17 protein-coding genes and 1 pseudogene are annotated in these 19,324 nt (G+C 42.4%); 12 read left to right on the top strand and 6 right to left on the bottom strand.

What is annotated here, in order from left to right; all coding sequences use genetic code 11:
• Nucleotides 1-17: 17 nt before the first annotated feature.
• Nucleotides 18-1,667, bottom strand: a complete 1,650-nt coding sequence (locus ACVC7T_RS00465) for an FAD-dependent oxidoreductase (protein WP_447262260.1) — start codon at nt 1,665-1,667, stop codon at nt 18-20.
• On the bottom strand, nt 1,668-2,000 hold the full coding sequence (locus ACVC7T_RS00470) for a rhodanese-like domain-containing protein (protein ID WP_394731790.1): 333 nt from the start codon (nt 1,998-2,000) through the stop codon (nt 1,668-1,670). It abuts the gene before it with no gap.
• 110 nt (nt 2,001-2,110) lie between these two features.
• Between ACVC7T_RS00470 and ACVC7T_RS00475 the strand changes: the two genes are divergently transcribed.
• The 3 genes from ACVC7T_RS00475 to topA all read left to right on the top strand — a co-directional run bounded on the left by ACVC7T_RS00475 (nt 2,111) and on the right by topA (nt 5,541).
• Nucleotides 2,111-2,371, top strand: coding sequence for a metal-sensitive transcriptional regulator (locus ACVC7T_RS00475; RefSeq protein WP_105122788.1), 261 nt, complete (start codon nt 2,111-2,113; stop codon nt 2,369-2,371).
• 142 nt (nt 2,372-2,513) lie between these two features.
• Nucleotides 2,514-3,356: a DNA-processing protein DprA gene (dprA, locus tag ACVC7T_RS00480; RefSeq protein WP_172095214.1), complete on the top strand. Its 843-nt coding sequence runs from the start codon at nt 2,514-2,516 to the stop codon at nt 3,354-3,356.
• A gap of 91 nt (nt 3,357-3,447) precedes the next feature.
• Nucleotides 3,448-5,541 (top strand): type I DNA topoisomerase, encoded by a 2,094-nt coding sequence (topA, locus tag ACVC7T_RS00485; protein WP_105122789.1) that lies wholly within the window; start codon nt 3,448-3,450, stop codon nt 5,539-5,541.
• Between the two features lie 133 nt (nt 5,542-5,674).
• Here the strand turns inward: topA and ACVC7T_RS00490 are convergent, their stop codons facing one another.
• Complete coding sequence (locus ACVC7T_RS00490; protein WP_447262261.1) at nt 5,675-6,472, bottom strand: helix-turn-helix domain-containing protein; 798 nt, start codon at nt 6,470-6,472, stop codon at nt 5,675-5,677.
• Between the two features lie 133 nt (nt 6,473-6,605).
• On the opposite strand from ACVC7T_RS00490, the gene ACVC7T_RS00495 reads away from it, so the two are divergent.
• Together ACVC7T_RS00495 and ACVC7T_RS00500 are read left to right on the top strand one after the other, a co-directional pair.
• On the top strand, nt 6,606-7,079 hold the full coding sequence (locus ACVC7T_RS00495) for a hypothetical protein (protein ID WP_394731788.1): 474 nt from the start codon (nt 6,606-6,608) through the stop codon (nt 7,077-7,079).
• Between the two features lie 11 nt (nt 7,080-7,090).
• The gene (locus tag ACVC7T_RS00500; protein WP_105110579.1) at nt 7,091-7,363 is read left to right on the top strand and encodes a hypothetical protein; all 273 of its coding nucleotides are present in this window, start codon (nt 7,091-7,093) and stop codon (nt 7,361-7,363) included.
• 53 nt (nt 7,364-7,416) lie between these two features.
• Here the strand turns inward: ACVC7T_RS00500 and ACVC7T_RS00505 are convergent, their stop codons facing one another.
• Nucleotides 7,417-7,743, bottom strand: coding sequence for a hypothetical protein (locus tag ACVC7T_RS00505; protein ID WP_174853220.1), 327 nt, complete (start codon nt 7,741-7,743; stop codon nt 7,417-7,419).
• Between the two features lie 827 nt (nt 7,744-8,570).
• On the opposite strand from ACVC7T_RS00505, the gene ACVC7T_RS00510 reads away from it, so the two are divergent.
• From ACVC7T_RS00510 to ACVC7T_RS00520, 3 genes and pseudogenes are all read left to right on the top strand, one after another.
• A complete protein-coding gene (locus tag ACVC7T_RS00510; RefSeq protein ID WP_125265615.1) occupies nt 8,571-8,957 on the top strand; it encodes a hypothetical protein in 387 nt (128 codons plus the stop codon).
• 161 nt (nt 8,958-9,118) lie between these two features.
• The gene (locus ACVC7T_RS00515; protein ID WP_170242505.1) at nt 9,119-10,402 is read left to right on the top strand and encodes an aminotransferase class I/II-fold pyridoxal phosphate-dependent enzyme; all 1,284 of its coding nucleotides are present in this window, start codon (nt 9,119-9,121) and stop codon (nt 10,400-10,402) included.
• 112 nt (nt 10,403-10,514) lie between these two features.
• Nucleotides 10,515-10,975, top strand: a pseudogene (locus ACVC7T_RS00520) (FAD-dependent oxidoreductase); the annotation flags it as partial.
• A gap of 92 nt (nt 10,976-11,067) precedes the next feature.
• Here the strand turns inward: ACVC7T_RS00520 and ACVC7T_RS00525 are convergent.
• A complete protein-coding gene (locus tag ACVC7T_RS00525) occupies nt 11,068-11,877 on the bottom strand; it encodes a PrsW family glutamic-type intramembrane protease (protein WP_105110574.1) in 810 nt (269 codons plus the stop codon).
• Between the two features lie 18 nt (nt 11,878-11,895).
• Entirely contained in the window at nt 11,896-12,594 is a 699-nt protein-coding gene (locus ACVC7T_RS00530; RefSeq protein ID WP_105110573.1) for a CPBP family glutamic-type intramembrane protease, read from the bottom strand.
• Nucleotides 12,595-12,759: 165 nt separating this feature from the next.
• Between ACVC7T_RS00530 and ACVC7T_RS00535 the strand changes: the two genes are divergently transcribed.
• From ACVC7T_RS00535 to ACVC7T_RS00550, 4 genes are all read left to right on the top strand, one after another.
• The gene (locus ACVC7T_RS00535) at nt 12,760-13,407 is read left to right on the top strand and encodes a response regulator transcription factor (RefSeq protein WP_105110572.1); all 648 of its coding nucleotides are present in this window, start codon (nt 12,760-12,762) and stop codon (nt 13,405-13,407) included.
• A gap of 1 nt (nt 13,408) precedes the next feature.
• Nucleotides 13,409-14,758 (top strand): sensor histidine kinase, encoded by a 1,350-nt coding sequence (locus ACVC7T_RS00540; protein WP_105110571.1) that lies wholly within the window; start codon nt 13,409-13,411, stop codon nt 14,756-14,758.
• Between the two features lie 108 nt (nt 14,759-14,866).
• Nucleotides 14,867-16,183, top strand: coding sequence for an FAD-containing oxidoreductase (locus tag ACVC7T_RS00545; RefSeq protein ID WP_105110570.1), 1,317 nt, complete (start codon nt 14,867-14,869; stop codon nt 16,181-16,183).
• A gap of 93 nt (nt 16,184-16,276) precedes the next feature.
• Nucleotides 16,277-19,324 carry a type I restriction endonuclease gene (locus ACVC7T_RS00550; RefSeq protein ID WP_447262262.1) on the top strand — a complete coding sequence of 1,016 codons (3,048 nt, stop codon included), beginning with the start codon at nt 16,277-16,279 and terminating at the stop codon, nt 19,322-19,324.

Genomic DNA, 19,324 nt, shown 5'->3' on the forward strand with positions numbered 1-19,324 from the left:
TAGTCTGGAGGGATAATCTAGTTTAAGATAGCGTTAGGTCGCACCATTTTATAGAGAGAATAGGCACCGTCTAAGTTCTTTACATCGAAACCATGTTGTTTTAACAAACGTTCAGCAATATAAGAACGGAGACCGCTATGACAGCTGACGATGTAGCGCTCATTTTTATCTAATTCATTCATTCGGTCACGGAGTTGATCGAGTGGAATATGTATATAATCTTTAAAATGACCTTTTCGCACTTCATTATGATTCCGGACATCCAATAAAATAGCACCATTTTCCAACTCTAGCTCCAATTGATGCCACTGGATATTCTCACTCAATCCTTCTGCGATATTGAGGGCTGCGTAGCCAATCATGTTGACCGGATCTTTAGCCGAGCCAAATGGAGGTGCGTAGGTCAACTCAAGTTCTGGTAAATCAAAAATTGTCAAACCAGCCTTAATAGCTGTCGCAATTACATCAATGCGTTTATCAACCCCTTTTTGGCCAACAGCCTGCGCCCCATAAATTTTGCCATCAACTGGTGAAAAAATCAACTTGAGGACAATATCGGTTGCACCCGGATAGTAACCGGCATGATCCTTGCCTGTTGTATGTACGACCGCATGGTTAAATCCAAGCGTCTGAACCGTCCGTTCGTTTAGACCGGTTGAGGCTGCGACTAGGTCAAATACTTTAACGATGGCTGTCCCGATAGACCCTTTATTGATACGTTTTAAACCAGCAATGACATCAGCAACCTGTCTACCTTGTCGATTGGCAGGAGAGGCTAGAGAAATCAAAGCGTCTTGCCCGGTTATCTCTTGCTTAACCACGATAGCATCACCTACCGCATAAATATTTGGTAGATTGGTCTGATAATTTTCATCAACCAAAATACCACCGCGAAGTCCCACTGCGATTCCTGCATCAGCAGCTAATGTTGAATCTGGCTGTACCCCGACAGATAAGATTGTCAAGTCAGAAGAAATTGTTTCCCCATTTGCTAAAGATAATACTTGTCCATTGTGGCTGAAACCTGTCACAGACTGACCCGTGAGGACACGAATTCCTTTCGATATTAGTTCAGCCTCAATAAAGCTAGCCATTTCTTCATCCAAAGGCGGCAAGACATGAGGAGCTTGTTCAATCAGTGTGACGTCCATTCCCTTGAGTGCCAAATTTTCAGCCATTTCCAAACCAATAAAACCAGCACCGACGACAACTGCTTTCCCATTTTCTACTTTCTTCAGTTGTGTCATGATTTTTTCCAAATCAGGTACATTTCGCAAAGTAAACAAATTGGTTGCATTTTCTATACCCTCTAGGGTAGGAATAAAGGGCTTTGCCCCTGGCGATACAATCAATTTATCATAAGTTTCTTCGACCTGCCCATTTGGAGTTTGGACAGTGACCGTTTGTTTGTCAGGGTGGATGTTAATGACTTCGTGAAAAGGCCGAACATCCAGATTAAATCGCTCTTGTAAACTTTCTGGTGTTTGGAGTAATAGACTGCTTTGATCTGCAATTTCTCCAGAAATGTGATAGGGAAGTCCGCAATTAGCGAAGGAGACGTATGGACCTTTTTCAAATACGATAATTTCGGCATCCTCCATCAGACGACGGAGACGAGTAGCAGCGGACATTCCTCCCGCAACACCACCAATAATTAGAATTTTCATTTATTGATCTCCTTTGATAGGACCGTTCCAGGCATTCATTCCGCCACGAACATTCAGTGCATGGTATCCAAGACTAGTCAAATACTCAGTAGCCCGTTGACTGCGCATGCCTGATTGACAAATGACGAGATACTGTTTCGTTTTATCGCCTTTGAAGTTTTCAAGTTGACTCAGTGGGCTATTGATTGCTTGTGCAATATGTCCAGAATTAAATTCATTGACTTCTCTGACATCCAATAATATAGTATTGGGTTCTTGTAAGGCTTGTGGCAGTTCTGCCACAGTAAGACTCTCAGAAGATGAAAAGATTCCTGATAAGATTTGTTTAAGCATGTGTCCTCCTCTTAGATACCCTATAGGGTATTTTAAATATAACAAAGATGAGGATAACTTGTCAAGTTTTTGAATTGACTTTTTTACAAACAATCGGTACCATATAAAATATGAAGACAGATAAAAAAGATATGATGAACCGATTAAAACGCGCAGAAGGTCAACTTCGCGGTATTCAAAAAATGGTTGAAGAAGAACAAGAATGTATAGATATTGTAACGCAGCTTAGTGCAGTCCGATCCAGTATTAATAGCATGATGGGAATTGCCATTGCACAAAAAGTTCAATCCTGTATTGAACATCCTTCTGATGACCCAGAGGAGCAAGAGAGACGATTGCAAGAGGCAATCAAATTAATTATTAAAAAATAGGAACAATAGAATAATCTAACAATATTTCAGAGAATTTCTTAAGAATTTGTTAGTCTCAGAATAAAAAAGTTTCAAAATTTTCTATGAATTTCTTCGGAGATTTATTTTTTTTACGAACAAATCAGGTAGAGAGGTAATTAATATGAATAATTTTGATATTTTTAAGTTGAAAAAGGCTGGTCTGACCAATCTCAATATTCACAAAATCTTGGTTTACCAAGAAAAGTACGATAAAAAGCTATCCTTGCGCAACATGGCTGTCGTATCTGAATGCAAAAATCCCATTCTCTTCATGGAAAATTATAAAAATTTGGACATCAAGGCCTGCCGTGAGGAGTTTAATCGCTTTCCATCCTTTTCTATTTTGGATGACATTTATCCCTTGGCCCTCAAGGAAATTTACAATCCACCAGTCTTGCTCTTTTACCAAGGAGACCTTGACTTGCTAGATAAACCAAAGTTGGGCGTGGTTGGTACGCGAAATGCCAGTAAAAACGGCATCCAGTCAGTCCAGAAGATTATTAAGGAACTTCAGAATCGCTATGTCATTGTCAGCGGTCTGGCGCGTGGAATTGACACGGCGGCCCATATCGCCAGCCTAAAAAATGGTGGACAGACCATTGCGGTCATCGGTACAGGCTTGGATGTGTCGTATCCCAAGGAAAATAAAGATTTGCAGTCCTATATAGGCAAGCATCATCTGGTCTTAACAGAGTACGGGCCTGGTGAACAGCCGCTCAAGTTTCATTTCCCAGAGCGTAATAGGATTATCGCTGGTTTGGTCGGCGGACTGGTAGTCTGCGAGGCAAAAATGCGGTCGGGTAGCCTGATTACTTGTGAGCGTGCCCTGGAAGAAGGGCGGGAAATATTTGCCATTCCAGGCTCCATTTTAGACGGAAAATCTGACGGATGTCATCATTTGATTCAAGAGGGCGCAAAGTGCGTCACATCGGGCTTGGACATCATTTCTGACTATCAATTTTAAAATAAGTTTTCCTATAGGAAAATAAAAATCTTGACACTAGCTGAAAAATAGTATATTCTTTGTGAGTTAAAAATATTTGTAAGGAATGAGAATGGCTACAAAAACAGTTAGTAAGAAAAAAACAGCGAACAAGAAAAATCTGGTTATCGTAGAGTCGCCTGCCAAGGCCAAGACCATTGAGAAATATCTTGGTAAAAATTACAAGGTAGTTGCCTCGGTCGGACATATCCGTGATTTGAAAAAATCCAGCATGTCCATTGACTTTGACAATAACTACGCACCAGAATACATCAATATTCGTGGTAAAGGGCCGCTCATCAATTCTTTGAAAAAAGAGGCCAAGAATGCCAAACAAGTCTATCTGGCGAGTGACCCGGACCGGGAAGGAGAGGCGATTTCCTGGCATTTGGCCCACATTTTGGGCTTGGATGAGCAGGACAAAAACCGTGTGGTATTCAATGAAATCACCAAGGATGCGGTAAAAAATGCCTTCAAGGAGCCGCGTGCTATCAACCATGACTTGGTCGATGCCCAGCAGGCCCGTCGGGTCTTGGACCGTATCGTAGGGTATTCGATTTCGCCAATCTTATGGAAAAAGGTCAAGAAAGGCTTGTCGGCAGGGCGCGTGCAATCCGTTGCCCTCAAGCTCATCATTGACCGAGAAAATGAAATCAACAATTTCAAGCCGGAAGAATACTGGACCATTGACGCTACCTTCAAAAAAGGAACGAAAAAATTCCAGGCATCATTTTATGGAGTGGACGGCAAGAAAGTCAAAATCGAAAACAATGACCAAGTCAAGGAAGTCTTGGATAGGCTAAAGGGTGATGATTTCTTGGTGGAGCAAGTCGAACGCAAGGAGCGGAGACGCAATGCGCCATTACCGTACACCACTTCCACCATGCAAATGGATGCGGCCAATAAAATCAATTTCCGTACGCGGAAGACCATGATGATTGCCCAGCAGCTTTATGAAGGGGTCAGTCTTGGAACAGGCGGCACGCAGGGTCTTATTACCTACATGCGTACCGATTCGACGCGGATTAGTCCAGTGGCTCAGGAGCAGGCTGCTGCCTTTATCACAGAGCGGTTTGGTCAAAACTATTCTAAGCATGGCAGCAAGTTCAAAAATGCCAGTGGTGCCCAAGATGCCCACGAGGCTATTCGTCCGTCCAATGTCAATCTGACCCCAGAATCCATTGCCAAATATCTGGATAAGGACCAGCTCCGTCTTTATACACTGATTTGGAATCGTTTTGTAGCCAGCCAAATGGCTGCGGCTGTATTTGACACCATGAGCGTTCGTCTAGGGAAAAATGGTGTTCTCTTTGCGGCTAATGGTAGCCAAGTCAAGTTTGACGGTTATATGGCGGTTTACAACGACTCAGACAAGAATAAAATGTTGCCGGATATGGAGCAAGGTGATACGGTTACTCGGACCGCTACCAATCCTGAGCAGCACTTTACGCAGCCACCAGCTCGCTATTCTGAGGCGACACTAATCAAGACCTTGGAAGAAAATGGTGTTGGTCGTCCATCTACCTATGCACCGACCATTGAGACCATCCAAAAACGCTATTATGTTAAACTGGCTGCCAAGCGATTTGAGCCGACAGAGCTGGGCGAGATTGTCAATAAATTGATTGTTGAATTTTTCCCAGACATCGTCAACGTCAAATTTACAGCCGAAATGGAGCAGAAATTGGACGACGTTGAGGTTGGAAAAGAGCAGTGGCAGAAGATTATCGATAGCTTCTACCAGCCTTTCAAGATAGAGTTGACCAAGGCTGAGGAGCAAATGGAGAAAATCCAAATCAAGGATGAGCCTGCCGGATTTGACTGTGACGTTTGTGGTCATCCCATGGTCATCAAACTGGGGCGATTTGGTAAATTCTACGCATGTAGCAATTTCCCAGATTGCCGCAATACCAAGCAAATCACCAAGGAAATCGGCGTGACCTGTCCAGTCTGTCATCAGGGTCAGGTCATTGAGCGCAAGAGCAAACGCAATCGTCTTTTCTACGGATGTGACCGTTATCCAGAATGTGAATTTACATCTTGGGATAAGCCGGTCGGTCGTGCCTGTCCAAAATGTGACCATTATCTGGTTGAGAAGAAGGTTCGTGGTGGTGGCAAGCAAGTCGTCTGCCCGAACGGTGATTATGAAGAAGAAAAGATTAAGTAAACTTTTGTAGGAATCAAATGGATGAGCCTGTCGATTTGGTGGTGAAAAGCCTCAAGCCAAGTCTGCATTTTGGTCGTCTATTCAAAGATAAAGCAAAAATCCTGTAGTTTTGAGAACCACAGGATTTTTCATATTATTCAGGAGAATAAATTTGGACGAGTTGACCAATTGGTCTGATGTCGTCGTCCTCAGACAAGGGGATATCATCATAGTCGTGATTAAGGGATTCGAGATAGGTTCCCTTATTTTTTTTGACAAAATTTTCGCCGTTGACCGAAAAAATTCCTACAGTGTTGAGCTCGACTTGGTGAGAGAGACGGATAAAGAGATAGTCACCGTTGGCAATGTAGGGCGCCATTGAATCTCCGACCACCTCAGCAATAGCATCGTACTCCTGTGGAGTAGGAATAGTATCAGCAGAAAAAGTGACTAGGTTATCAAAGTCGCTGTCCTGCCAATAACCGCTACCAGCAGACACCTTGCCTTGGACAGGAAGTTGGACGGTCTCTAAGTAGTCAGACAGCTTGACAACCTCGCCTGACGGTGCATCTGAATCTGCCATGGTAGCTACCTGCTCAAAGCCAAAGTGAATCCATTTATCACGGTAGTCACCTACCAATATTTGGTCTAGTTCTTGCACCTGATTTGACATTTTGTAATGGAATTGGGCAAATTGTCCAGGTGTCAGGGTCAGGGCAATATCCTGGTCCTGGTCCAATTGGGCAATCAGTTCATGCACTGGGATGCCCATCCCAATCGCAATCTTTTCCAGAGTTTCCATGGTTGGTAGAAGGGGCTTCTTAGTCTTTGGATGCTGATTTTTTTCCAGCATAGAAATGTAACCCTTTGTTAGGCCGGATTTTTCCGCAAATTTATCCATTGATAGTTTTTCGTTTGTCCGGTATTTTTTTAAAATGTCACCTAGAATCATGGCTTTCCTCCTTGATTGTTTAACTTATTTTACCATATCTTGAAAAAAATATCAAATTCTATGTTTAACACGTTTGACAAATTTCAAAAATGATGGTAAGATAATGAAAACAGAAGGATTGGAGGATAGACAAATGGAAGTTCGGAGGACTGAGATTCAGTGGGAAACCTTGTATCGGGAGTGGGAGAATTATGCTGGGCATTTTGGACTAGATACGGGTGATGTGTGTGTTGACAGCTTGTCTGAGGGTACAGCTGGTCTCATGACCATGCGCTTGCTGGCTAAATACCAGGGGAATCCAGAGGTGAGGGCTGCGATTTGGTTGGCTTCTTTTTGCCGAGATGTAATGCAGGATTATTCCTATTTGTTAAATAGCAGAGCCTATCAGTTAGTCAATCAGATATATTTTCTTGCCTTTGATTTATTCAAAGAGGATGGGCTTGCCTGGAGCAGTCATCTGAGTCGCTTGCAGCCAAAATTATTTATATCTTATCGGATATTAGAAGGGCTTGATTTGACAAACTACCAGTCTATTGTGGAGTTGGCCATGTTGCAGGCCAGTTTAACCAATCAATTTTACAATCGTTCCCTGTTGAGTCGTGTATAAGGAGAAATCAAATGAAACATCAGACTGAGTACCAGTGGGTATTGAAAAGCATGGTTGAGTATGAGAGGCGCTATGGTATTACTATCTTGCAGGAGCTGTGGTCTATGGGAGTTCGAGATGGTGAGGAAGTCAGTCGTTTGGTAGATGGTGTCATGGAAGCAACTCGAACTAAGGAAATGGTTTTGGATGTATCAGCCCTGGTCGGGCAATTTCGCTTGCAGATTGAACGGATGCGCTATCTTTATCAGACCAATCTTGGGCAGGAGGAAAGATTGGCAAGCTAGTTGGATATAAAAAGCACCTGAGAGTGCGTCCTCAAGTGCCTTGTAGGTGAATCCTATTCTGCCAGGAATCTATTTTCTTTTCTGTCAAATTTGTGCCCGCAGTACCGACAGTAGTAGTAGGTTCGGTCAGCTTCGTAGAGGGTAGCAAACCAAGCTCCTCGACTACCATTCAATAGGTGGCCCATCTTAGCTGCAGTTCGAGAGTAGCGCTTTCTAGCCGGCTTGTAGGCTTGAATAGATGTGGACGAACATTCTGGACATCGGCTGGGCAGGTGGTGCTTATCATCTTCTGTCGTCGGGTGGAGCCTCCTGTATATACTGTAGGCAATGATTAGGGTAATAAGTCCAATTGGACCAATGTATTCTAGGAGATTTTTCATGTATCTGTAAATGTCTTTCTAGAATTAGATTTGGCTGGGTGGTCATTCTAAGTGCGCAACTGACTTAAATATTGGTCATACTTTTCTAGAGGCACTACACCTAAGAGGCAGAGTGTTCCAATTAAGATTCCACGAAGCAGTTGCTACTGGTTGCCTTTGGACAGCCAAACAGTGACCAATGCAGCTAACAATAGCAGAAGAAGGGAGAGGAGTTTTCGCCAAGGTTTTAGTTGAAAGAATGTTGGAGATTGAGGAGTATCTTTCTTAGAGAAACGGCCACTGTAACCAATTAAGATTCCTAAACTCATTGAAATGGAAATATACAATGAGTAGGGCATTAAGTAGATGGCTATGAAACTGTGCACTAGAAAAAGGAATAGGAGCTGACTCCAAATAGGTATGGTCAGCAATAATTTTTTCATAGTTACCCGTCCTTCCATAATGATTGACCATCACATTTTGTGTAGAAATATGTCATAGTTTTATATGATAGTGACATTGTTTAAGAGGGTTCAAGTATAAACAAGGCTGATAGGTTATCCAGTCTTGAAATTGACTATATCATTCTCCAGAATTATTAGTTATTTGCCTTTTTGTAGGCATGAAAATGTGGGTTTCACTAAGATAAGTATAGCAAAAAAATGCTTGTTTTTCAAGGTAAATCTGGTCGAATCTCCTTTGAGGATTTAGTATAAAACCATAAGAAATTGTTATAGGATTATATGTCGTTTACCAGACATTTTTTTAGATTTATGTTAATATAGATTTGGAAGAGGATGTTATGCAAAGATGATATTCTTTTGCAAAATATAGAAAGGGGGCAAAATATGAGCAATCGTAAAGAACAAGAGGAACTCAAGTACCTCGAATCTAAGAAAGTTCTATTAGAGGCCCAGCTAGAGAACCTTCGTGACCGTAAAGGTCAGGTGGGTAAAGAAATTTCTCTGGTCTCTTCCAAACTTAATTCAGTCAATCAGAGGATCCAGGCATTGAAAGGCCGAAGCGATTTGATTGTTTCGGAACATGCAATGCTGCGTTATTTGGAGCGAGTTGAGCAGCTTGATGTTGCTATCTTGAATCGAATAATAGCTGAAGACGAGGAATTACAGAGCGTTGTAAAAACCCTTGGAAATGGGATTTTCCCAGTCAAGGGTAGGGGATTTAAACTTGTCATAAAAGACAACGTAGTTGAAACAATTACCCTTGATGATTAGTTGACTGAAATAGGTATTACCCGATAATCCATGATTATTGGGTATTTTTCTTGCTTCTTAGAATGATATAGTCTATAACTATAGCCTTGGATTAAAAATTTCTATTGGTCAAGCCTGTGAAAATAGAGTACAATGTTCAAAAAGAACAAAGGAGATCCCTTATGACTAGAGAATTTTCGTTTGAGACCTTGCAATTGCATGCGGGACAGGAAGTAGATGCGGCTTCAAAATCTCGTGCTGTACCAATCTATCAAACAACCTCTTATGTATTTGATGATGCCCAGGAGGCGGAAGACTTATTTGCTCTTCGCAAATTGGGAAATATCTATACTCGAATTACTAACCCTACAGTAGCAACCTTTGAGAATCGGATTGCAGCGCTAGAAGGTGGTGTTGGAGCTCTGGCTACTTCATCTGGTATGGCGGCTATCACCTATACTATATTAGCTTTGGCTCATGCTGGTGATCATATCGTAGCAGCAACAACTCTCTATGGTGGTACCTTTAATCTTTTCAAAGAAACTTTGCCACGCTATGGAATCACAACCACCTTTGTTGATATTGATGACTTCGAGGCAGTAGAAGCAGCGATTCAAGATAACACCAAACTAGTTTTTATTGAGACCTTGGGTAATCCGGTTATCAATGTTCCTGACCTTGAAAAATTGGCGGACATTGCACATAGAAATCAGATTCCATTGGTATCGGATAATACGTTTGCAACGCCTTATCTCATCAATGTCTTCTCACATGGTGTAGATATTGCAGTACATTCAGCGACTAAATTTATCGGTGGACATGGTACAACAATTGGTGGTGTCATTGTTGACTCTGGTAAATTTGACTGGGCAGCATCTGGGAAGTTCCCGCAATTTGTTGAGGAAGATCCTAGCTATCACAATATCAGCTATACCCGTGATTTGGGTGCAGCAGCCTTCATTGTGGCGGTTCGTGTTCAATTGCTCCGTGACACGGGTGCAGCCCTAGCTCCATTCAACGCCTTCTTGTTGTTGCAAGGGTTAGAAACTCTTTCTCTTCGCGTTGAGCGTCATGTGTCCAATGCAGAAAAAGTCGTTGATTTCTTGCTCAATCATCCTAAGGTAGAATCCGTCAATTATCCTTCGCTGGACAATAGCCCTTACAAGGCACTGGCGGATAAGTATTTGCCAAAAGGAGTGGGGTCCATCTTCTCCTTCCAGGTAAAAGGCGGAGCCGAAGAAGCGCGTAAAGTCATTGATAGTTTGGAAATCTTCTCTAATTTGGCCAACGTTGCTGATGCTAAATCTTTGGTGGTCCACCCAGCTACTACCACACATGCTCAATTGCCAGAAGAAGCTCAGCTCGCAGCAGGTGTTACGCCAAATCAAATCCGTCTTTCAATTGGTCTCGAGAATGTAAACGACTTGATTGAAGACTTGAAGATAGCCCTAGACAGCTTATCATAAAATAGAATCGACTTGGACAATGGTTCAAGTCTTTTTTCGTAGCAAAATTCTGCCAAAATGCTTTTTTTTTTTGCTAGAATGAAGATAAGTAAATAATGTTAGGAGTGATCTCGTGGAACAATTTGATTTGTTGGTTATCGGATTTGGTAAGGCAGGTAAGACCCTGGCTGGGAAGATGGCCTCACTTGGTAAAAAGGTAGCTCTTGTCGAGGAAATTCTGCTATGTTTGGCGGCACCTGTATCAATATCGGTTGTAATCCAATCAAAACCCTCTTGGTAGTAGCAGATAAAAACTGGACTTTTGAGCAGGTTATGGAGCAAAAAGAAGCTGTAACAACTCGCTTGAGGAACAAAAACGAGGCAGTATTGAAAGGCAGCGGTGCCAATCTTTATCAAGGTCACGCACGCTTTGTGACTGACAAGGTTGTGGAGGAAGTTGCTGGAGAAGAAAGCCTTTAGTTAACTGCGGAAACCATTATCATTAACACAGGTGCTAAGTTGCGCATACTTCCAATTCCTGGCTTGTTGGATACGTCAAATGTCTATGACAGCACAGGCATTCAGAACTTGGAGGTTTGTTCTGGCAAGTAGGCAATTATTGGCGTTGGTCTGTTCTAAACTGATGAAATAGAAAAAATCCGCTCGGCTGGGCGGATTTTTTTCTGTTACTCTGTTAGCTGATCAACTGTTCGATAGGCAAGAAGTCCCAGCAAGACACTAGCCATTGGGAGTAGGGTTGTCAATATACCAGTGTGTAATGGGGAGTTGAAGAAGAAGTGCAGACTGATACTTGCCGCAATCCAAAATAGACCTTGAATTCTTGACACGGCTTTTTGTTTGGTAAAAAGTGTCACTATACCAATAGCAAAGAGCATGGTAAATACCCAGTGGGTCCAACCAGCCTGTCCAACACGACCGATAATGGTCTCAAACCCATCTAGTTTACCAATAAATATATCACGAAAAGTGAACATGATATCTTCAATGATTTGGAAACTAAGACCAGCGATGATACCACTGACCAAGGCATGTTTGAGAGTCATTTTTCTTGCAATGAGTAAAACTAAGACAACAACCAGAGCCTTGCCAAATTCTTCTGCAAACGGGGCTGAAACAGCAGCCCCCCAGTCATAACGAAAATCATCGCTGACCTTGACAATCTCAAGCAAAAAGTAGCCAATAGCTGTGTGTCCATAGTCTGAAAAAGCTACTCCGGCAGTCAGGCCCAAAATCCAACTTAAATGACTGACTTTTTTGGAAATAGCATAGCGTTTTTCCAAGTAACGGATGAGGACCAGTAAGGGAAGGAGGTAGAGGACTACCAGTGAAATGGTCAGTAGAAAGAGAGGATATTTTTCTTCCATGCCATTCGGCTTGGCCAGTTCATCAAAAATTATTTTGCAACCACTGACAAAACCAAAGCTGGCAAGAACAAGGGCAAATTGACTTTTAGAGGTATTCCATAGGTGTTTCATAAGATTCCTTTCGTATGCTTAGTAAAGAAGATAAGACAAGACTGTCAGACCGATGACATCAGCCAGACTATGAGCTAAAAAGAAGGGGAGTAGATTGCGGGGCTGGAGTTTTTGATAGAGAAAATGAAAGAGAAGCCCCACAATCAAGCCAAGACCAATTCCAGCTACCAAACCTTGATAGGTATGAAAACTAGACCGAACCAGGAGCGAGAAGGGAAGAAGCCACTTCCTATTCTCTGGTTTAACCATAAAGCATAGCCCAAGAAAAAAGATTTCCTCGTAAAAGCCGTTGAGGAGAGAGTAGGCTAGTAGGGTGATATCTATATTTGGAAAAAGGCTGAACATGGAGGGCGTGACTGGACTGGTCAATTGGTAGGTCAGCAAGTGAAACAGGTCCATAGAAAGAGCCGCCAATCCGAAAATTACTAGAGCCTGTAAAGGAACCCAAGGTGTCCAGAATATTCGTTTTTTCAACTGAAAAATATCCACCTTCCGCCAGATAAGATAGGCCAGGGCTAAGCTGAGCCAAACTAACTGAATCAGCAAGGCCTTGATATTGTCAAGAGGTGTAAAGGTCAAATTCTCCGCCAGGCTGGTTTGTTGAGTGAAAAGACCGATACACTGTAAGGTTGAGTTGATGATTCCCTCACCGAATAAAATCACAGCCACAACTAGCAAATCCACTGGCGAAATATACTTCTTCTTTTCTTTTAACATAAGCATCCTTTCTAGTTTCTATCCCCAGTTTAGCAAATCCAACTATTCTCATCCTATCCGTCATCTGTTTTTTATCTGTTTTTTGCAACGATTGTCAAAAATCAGTTGAGCCCTCGGACAAATAAGCCTATAATGGAGAGAGAAGAGAAAGAAAAGGGAGCGACTATGGCACGCATTTTGGTACTGGAAGACGACCCTGTTATCAACCAGGTTGTCTGTGAGTTTTTGAAGGAAGAAGGGCACGAAGTCCTGAGTTTTGTCAATGGCAGAGCAGCTTATCAAGCTAGTCAGGAAAGCCGGTTTGACCTCCTTATTCTAGACATCATGGTTCCTGATATGACCGGCTTGGAAGTCTTACAGGAAGTTCGGAAAACCTCCGATATGCCTGTGCTCATGCTGACAGCCTTGGAGGACGAGTGCACCCAGCTCCTGTCTTTTAATCAGCAGATCAGTGATTATGTCACCAAACCCTTTTCTCCTCTTATCCTGATGAAGCGGGTTGAGAATATTCTCCGTCAGGAATGTCAGACAGATCAACTGGTGGTGAGGAACATCAGCCTATCTGAAAAAACAGGTATGGTTTATGACCAGGGCAAGCTGGTTTCCTTGACCCAGAAGGAGTATGGCATTCTACACTATCTGATCAAGCACAAGGGCCAGATTGTCAGTCGAGACGGCCTGATGTTGGATATCTGGGGCTATACAGAATTGGATACTCGCGTTCTTGACAACCACATCAAAAATCTGAGAAAGAAATTACCAGACCTTCCCCTAAAAACGGTCATTGGCCGTGGTTATCAGTTGGAGACCTAAGATGAAACTAGCCAAAAAACAATTCCTCATCGTAACTCTAATGGTCAGCCTGACCTCACTTATCTTGCTTGGTCTACTCTACTATGCCATGCCTATTTATTACAATCAAGCTAAGAAAGACCAGCTCAGACAGGAATATAACCAAGTTCTTATTTCCCTAGAAGGTCAGGACCAGGAAAGGATTCTCGCCAGTTTGACCGCCTACGACCAAGATTCCCCCGACCTACTTTTGACCCTCTATTCTGCCGATCAGGAGATTATCTATCCTTCGCAGGAAGAGAGCAGTCAGGAGAGGGGAAGCAGTTATCTGGAGCAAGGCCAGTACGATGAGATTGGCTCTTGGTCGGCTCTTGTCACTACAAAAGAAGGCAAGGAGTTGGTTCTCACAGCCGAATATGGTTTCCATACCCTATCAGGAGTCAGTCAAACTCTCTTGACCTTCTATCCCTTTGTGCTCCTCTTGATTATTGCCCTAGCCGTGACCTCAGCCTTTATTTATAGCCGCTTCTCAACTCGTAGGATTACCCACCTCTCTGCGACGACACGGCAAATGCAGAGCTTACAAGCAGGTCTGGCCTGTCAAGTGATGGGTCGTGATGAGATTGCTACTTTGGCCCAGGACATCAACCATCTTTATGGAAAATTGCAGAGCAGCATAGAAGAGTTGCGAGAAGAAAACGAGCGTAGCCTGGTGCGTGAGAAGGAGAAATCTGACTTTCTCCGTATGACCTCACATGAACTCAAAACGCCCATTGCCAGCATGACCGGTCTGGTCGAGGGGATGCTTTATAATGTCGGGGATTTCAAGGACCATCAGACCTACCTAGCCAAGTGTCGTGATATCCTAGCTGAGCAAGCAGCCCTCGTTCAGTCTATCCTAGAAGCTACCACAGTGGATATGGCTATAAAAAACAAGGGAGAAGAAATAGCCCTTCATAGCCTGCTTGAAGAAATCCTACCTTCCTATGTTGACTGGGCATTGTTAGAAGGCTATCAGTTTCAAACAGATTTGGAAGACGTTTTTGTCCAAGGTAATCCAATTTATCTGACTAAGGCCTTTAAAAATATCTTGGACAACGCCTTTCGTTATGCCAGCCATCAAGCAACTATCAAACTCAAACTCCAGGCTAACCAGCTTTTAATAGATAATCAGGTTTCTCATTTCCTCAGCCAGGAAGAACTTGACCAAGTCTTCCAGCCCTTCTACCGACCAGATTACAGTCGTAGCAAGGAGGACGGAGGGACAGGTATTGGACTCTACCTGGTCAAGCAGATTTTGGACAGTCACCAGTTTTCCTATGAATTTTTTCCGCTTGATCATCATACCATGCGGTTTGTTATTCGGTTTTAAGACATGAAATCCCTTATTTTCAAGGGATTTTTGTTATCCGTAGCAGAATTGTGCTAAAAATTTTCTTTTTTGATAGACTAGGGTTGAAAATAGCAAAAGGAGTATTTTATGGAACAGTATGATTTGTTAGTAATTGGTTTTGGTAAGGCAGGTAAGACCTTGGCAGGAAAGCTTTCTTCGGTAGGTAAAAAAGTTGCCTTGGTGGAGGAAAATCCTGCTATGTTTGGCGGGACCTGTATCAATATCGGATGTATTCCAACCAAGACCCTCTTGGTTGCAGCAGATAAGAACTGGACTTTTGAGCAGGTGATGGAGCAAAAGGAAACTGTGACCACTCGCTTGCGGAACAAAAATGAAGCGGTCTTGAAAGGCAGTGGAGCCCATCTCTATCAAGGTCACGCGCGTTTTGTGGCTGACAAGGTTGTGGAGGTAGTTGCTGGAGAAGAAAGCCTTCAGTTAACTGCTGAAACTGTTATCATTAACACAGGTGCCAAGTCACGTGTTCTTCCAATTCCAGGTTTGTTGGATACACCACACGTTTATGATAGTACAGGCATTCAGAACTTGGGAACTCGTCCTGACAGGTTGGCTATTATTGGCGGAGGTAACATTGGACTGGAATTTGCTGGGCTTTACAGCAAACTCGGTAGTCAGGTGACGGTATATGAAGCTGGCTCTGCTATTTTACCAAGAGAAGAGGAAGTAGTCGCTCAGCTAGCCAAGGAGTATATGGAAGAAGCTGGCGTGTCCTTCGAGCTTGGAGCTAACATCGAGCAAGTAGCAGCTGCGGGCGAGCAAGTGGCTGTGACTGTCAATGGTGAAACAGCTAACTTTGATGCTGTCCTCTATGCGACAGGTCGTGTGCCAAACACCGCAGACTTGGGCTTGGAAAATACGGCCATTGAGCTTTTGGAAAATGGTGCTGTTAAGGTGGATGACTACTGCGAAACCACTGTTCCAGGTGTCTATGCTGTTGGAGATGTCAATGGTGGTCTACAATTCACTTACACATCCCTAGACGACTTCCGTATCGTCTTCGGAAAGTTGACTGGGACTGGAACTTACAGCTTGAGCCAACGTAAGTCTATTCCAACCAGCGTCTTTATCACGCCTGTGCTGTCTCGTGTTGGTCTGACCGAGAAGGAGGCCAAAGAAGTAGGCTACGACTACATTGCCAATGAATTGCCTGTTGCCAATATGCCTCGTGCCCATGTCAATAACGACCTCAAAGGTATCTTCAAGGTTATCGTGGATAAGGAAAGTAAGCTTGTTCTGGGGGCGACTCTCTTTGGTCGCAACTCAGAGGAGCTGATTAACTTGATTGCTATGGCGATTGACAATAATATTCCTTATACCTACTTCAAAACACAAATCTTCACTCACCCGACTATGGCTGAGAATTTGAATGATGTCTTTAATTTTTAATAGAGTACTGACCGTCCGACAGGGCGGTTTTTTGTCGGTAAGCACTTGCAAATATGGTATAATGAATGGTAAGAATAGACTAGGAGAGCATGTATGATAAGAAAGGAACACAATGAGTTTACGAGGGTGCAAATACCTGCTGCTTTACATTTGACCAGACTCGGTTATGACTATCTTTCGGCTACTAGTAAAGAAATTAAAGAACGAGATCCGGATACAAATATCTTACTATCCATTTTTAAACAACAGTTCCTTAAATTGAACAATTATGCAAGTGAAGCTGATTTTGAACAAGAATTTGAAAATATTCGCCTGGAATTAGAACAAGATGATTTAGGACGAAGTTTCTTCAAACGTATTCATGCTGATTCTGGCTATACCTATATCAATTGGAAGAATCTTGAGGCAAATACATTTCATATAGCTTTGGAAGTCACTTGTCAAAATGGTGAGGACGAGTTCCGACCAGATATTACGATATTTATAAATGGTTTGCCACTTAGTTATATAGAAGTCAAACAACCAAATGCCATTCGAGATGGGAAGACAGGTATTCAGTCTGAAAAGGATCGGACCAAGTTTCGATTTGAAAATAAAAAGTTCAGACGGTTTAATAACATCACACAGTTGATTGCTTTTTCAGACAATCTTCCCTATGATGATAGCCAAGGACAACAGTTGCAAGGTTCTTATTACTGCACCAATGCTTCATCTGGTACCAAATTTAACTCATTCAAGGAAGAAGAACCAGAGCAATTAGTTCTATCTCCATTGGAAGAAAAAATGATTGATTTAGTTCTTACAGATGTTAATCGTTTTGCCCTCAAGTCGCAAGTTGAATTCCGAACCAACTTGGATCCTGCAAGTCCTTGCAATTCCTTTTTATCTTCCCTTTATCAGAAAGAACGGCTCTTTTTCATGCTCCGATATGGTCTAGTCTATGTGGAAGAACGAGATGAGCATGACCAGATTCAACTACAAAAACACGCCATGCGTTATCCTCAATATTTTGCGACCAAGGCAATTGAAAGAGGCTTGAAAAATGGTTTGAAGAAAGGTGTCATTTGGCATACACAAGGCTCCGGTAAAACAGCTCTTGCTTTCTTCAATATCCGCTATTTGCGTGACTATTATGCTGATAAGGGTATGGTACCAAGTTTTTATTTTGTGGTAGATAGGTTGGATTTGGCTGATCAGGCCTTTAAAGAATTTAGCAAGCGTGGCCTAACAGTTAATCGAATAAACAAGCCCAGTGAGTTAAATCAAGTACCAGCCAAGTGTCATGTTTCGGTGGTTAATATTCAAAAATTTAAGGATACATCCGACTTGACGGACCATTCTGGTTATAACTTAAATCGGCAGAATATCTATTTTATCGATGAAGCCCATCGTTCCTACAATGAAAAAGGGTCCTATCTACCAAATCTGTATAATGCTGATAAGCAAGCTATCAAGATTGCGCTGACAGGTACTCCATTGATTGCTCCGAAAGCAGATGGTAAATCCAAGGAAACGGCTATAACCACTCGTGATATTTTTGGAGACTATATCCATAAATACTACTATAATCAATCCATTGCGGATGGTTTTACGCTGAGACTAATACGTGAGGATATCGAAACATCCTATAAAGAGAACCTGAAAGCCATACATGAAGAGATTCAAAAAGGTTCGATTGATAAAAAAGAAATTTTTGCTCATCCTCGTTATGTCAGTCCTATGTTGGATTTCATTTTAGAAGATTTTACAAGAGCTCGAAATATACTGTTTGATGATCAATCCATTGGAGGAATGATTGTTTGTGATTCTTCCGAACAAGCTCGGGAATTGCACAAGCAATTAGAAGAACGGCGACTAGCAGGTCATACGAGTTTCACCTCTACCTTGATTTTGCATGATGCAGGAGATAAGGATTATAAGAAAGAAGAAGTAGAAAAGTTTAAGAAAGGTCAAACTGACTTTGTTATCGTCTACTCTATGCTCTTGACAGGTTTTGATGCGCCACGTTTGAAACGACTCTATCTTGGACGGAAAATCAAGGCTCATAACCTCTTGCAGACCCTGACCCGTGTCAACCGTCCATACAAGGACTATACATTTGGCTATGTCATCGATTTTGCGGATATTTCTAAAGAATTCGACAAGACCAATAAAGCCTACTTGGAAGAACTCAATCGCGAATACCAATCAGCTTTAACTGATGAGGATGGGGAAAATCCGTTTGGAGCTATATTTGTCACACCAGAAGAAGTCAAAGACCAGTTAGAAAAATCGCAAGGGGTTTTGATGAACTATCCAACAGATAACTTGGAATATTTTGAAAAAGCAATTGACCAAGTGAAGGATAGGAAGGAATTAATCCAACTGAGGAAGTCGCTTGAGACCATTCGGCAGTACTACAACATGGCGCGCCTCCATGGCTATCACGAAGTCATCGAGCAGGTCAATATGGGAGAAATAGCCAGCCTATTAAATATGTTATCTCGCCGACTATTGACCCTGAGTTTGATTGACAAACCAGATAGTTTTTCTAGCCAACAACTCTTAAATCTTGCCATGTCTGAAACTAGCTTTAGCTTTACAAAGATCAAAGAAGAGGAGTTGCGCCTTGCGGCCAATGATCTTGATGACATCCGTCGTCGTGTGGCCAGTGGTATCAATCTACGTAGGGACGAGAAAGATCCAGAGTGGGTTAGCCTATTTGAAGAGTTCCAACGAGTTCTAAACAAACACATGACACAGGAAGTTGAAGGATATAGCTTGGAACGTATCAAGGAGACCAAACAGGCCTACCAAAGCTTGTTCGATTCTGTAGAGGATTACAAATCACGGATGAATCGTTTGGCTATGAACTTTGGCGGAGATAGCATGTCAGCCCGTACTTTTAAACGAGTTACCCAATCCACAGTAGTGAGTGATTATCCAGCAATTTATCAAATATTAAAAGGTGCCAAGCCTTTGATTGACTATCAAATCGGACTCAACCAAGGAATCCTTGACAACGAAGCCTATTTGGAAGGGGAGATCAAGCGCCTAGCCCGTGAAGAAATGAAGAAAACAGAAGTAGGGAAGCAACTCAAACGAGTCGATTATGATAAGTTGATTCGTTCCCTGATGGAAGTCTATGAAGGAGAATACTAA

This window comes from Streptococcus sp. P25B114 (assembly GCF_053010325.1).

What these genes read in the sequence shown, in the direction of transcription:
- ACVC7T_RS00465 (WP_447262260.1), bottom strand. Translation starts at nt 1,667, where the DNA reads ATGAAAATTCTAATTATTGGTGGTGTTGCGGGAGGAATGTCCGCTGCT.
- ACVC7T_RS00535 (WP_105110572.1), top strand. Translation starts at nt 12,760, where the DNA reads ATGGCACGCATTTTGGTACTGGAAGACGACCCTGTTATCAACCAGGTT.
- ACVC7T_RS00525 (WP_105110574.1), bottom strand. Translation starts at nt 11,877, where the DNA reads ATGAAACACCTATGGAATACCTCTAAAAGTCAATTTGCCCTTGTTCTT.
- topA (WP_105122789.1), top strand. Translation starts at nt 3,448, where the DNA reads ATGGCTACAAAAACAGTTAGTAAGAAAAAAACAGCGAACAAGAAAAAT.
- ACVC7T_RS00505 (WP_174853220.1), bottom strand. Translation starts at nt 7,743, where the DNA reads ATGAAAAATCTCCTAGAATACATTGGTCCAATTGGACTTATTACCCTA.
- ACVC7T_RS00540 (WP_105110571.1), top strand. Translation starts at nt 13,409, where the DNA reads ATGAAACTAGCCAAAAAACAATTCCTCATCGTAACTCTAATGGTCAGC.
- ACVC7T_RS00500 (WP_105110579.1), top strand. Translation starts at nt 7,091, where the DNA reads ATGAAACATCAGACTGAGTACCAGTGGGTATTGAAAAGCATGGTTGAG.
- ACVC7T_RS00490 (WP_447262261.1), bottom strand. Translation starts at nt 6,472, where the DNA reads ATGATTCTAGGTGACATTTTAAAAAAATACCGGACAAACGAAAAACTA.
- dprA (WP_172095214.1), top strand. Translation starts at nt 2,514, where the DNA reads ATGAATAATTTTGATATTTTTAAGTTGAAAAAGGCTGGTCTGACCAAT.
- ACVC7T_RS00530 (WP_105110573.1), bottom strand. Translation starts at nt 12,594, where the DNA reads ATGTTAAAAGAAAAGAAGAAGTATATTTCGCCAGTGGATTTGCTAGTT.
- ACVC7T_RS00515 (WP_170242505.1), top strand. Translation starts at nt 9,119, where the DNA reads ATGACTAGAGAATTTTCGTTTGAGACCTTGCAATTGCATGCGGGACAG.
- ACVC7T_RS00510 (WP_125265615.1), top strand. Translation starts at nt 8,571, where the DNA reads ATGAGCAATCGTAAAGAACAAGAGGAACTCAAGTACCTCGAATCTAAG.
- ACVC7T_RS00470 (WP_394731790.1), bottom strand. Translation starts at nt 2,000, where the DNA reads ATGCTTAAACAAATCTTATCAGGAATCTTTTCATCTTCTGAGAGTCTT.
- ACVC7T_RS00550 (WP_447262262.1), top strand. Translation starts at nt 16,277, where the DNA reads ATGATAAGAAAGGAACACAATGAGTTTACGAGGGTGCAAATACCTGCT.
- ACVC7T_RS00545 (WP_105110570.1), top strand. Translation starts at nt 14,867, where the DNA reads ATGGAACAGTATGATTTGTTAGTAATTGGTTTTGGTAAGGCAGGTAAG.
- ACVC7T_RS00495 (WP_394731788.1), top strand. Translation starts at nt 6,606, where the DNA reads ATGGAAGTTCGGAGGACTGAGATTCAGTGGGAAACCTTGTATCGGGAG.
- ACVC7T_RS00475 (WP_105122788.1), top strand. Translation starts at nt 2,111, where the DNA reads ATGAAGACAGATAAAAAAGATATGATGAACCGATTAAAACGCGCAGAA.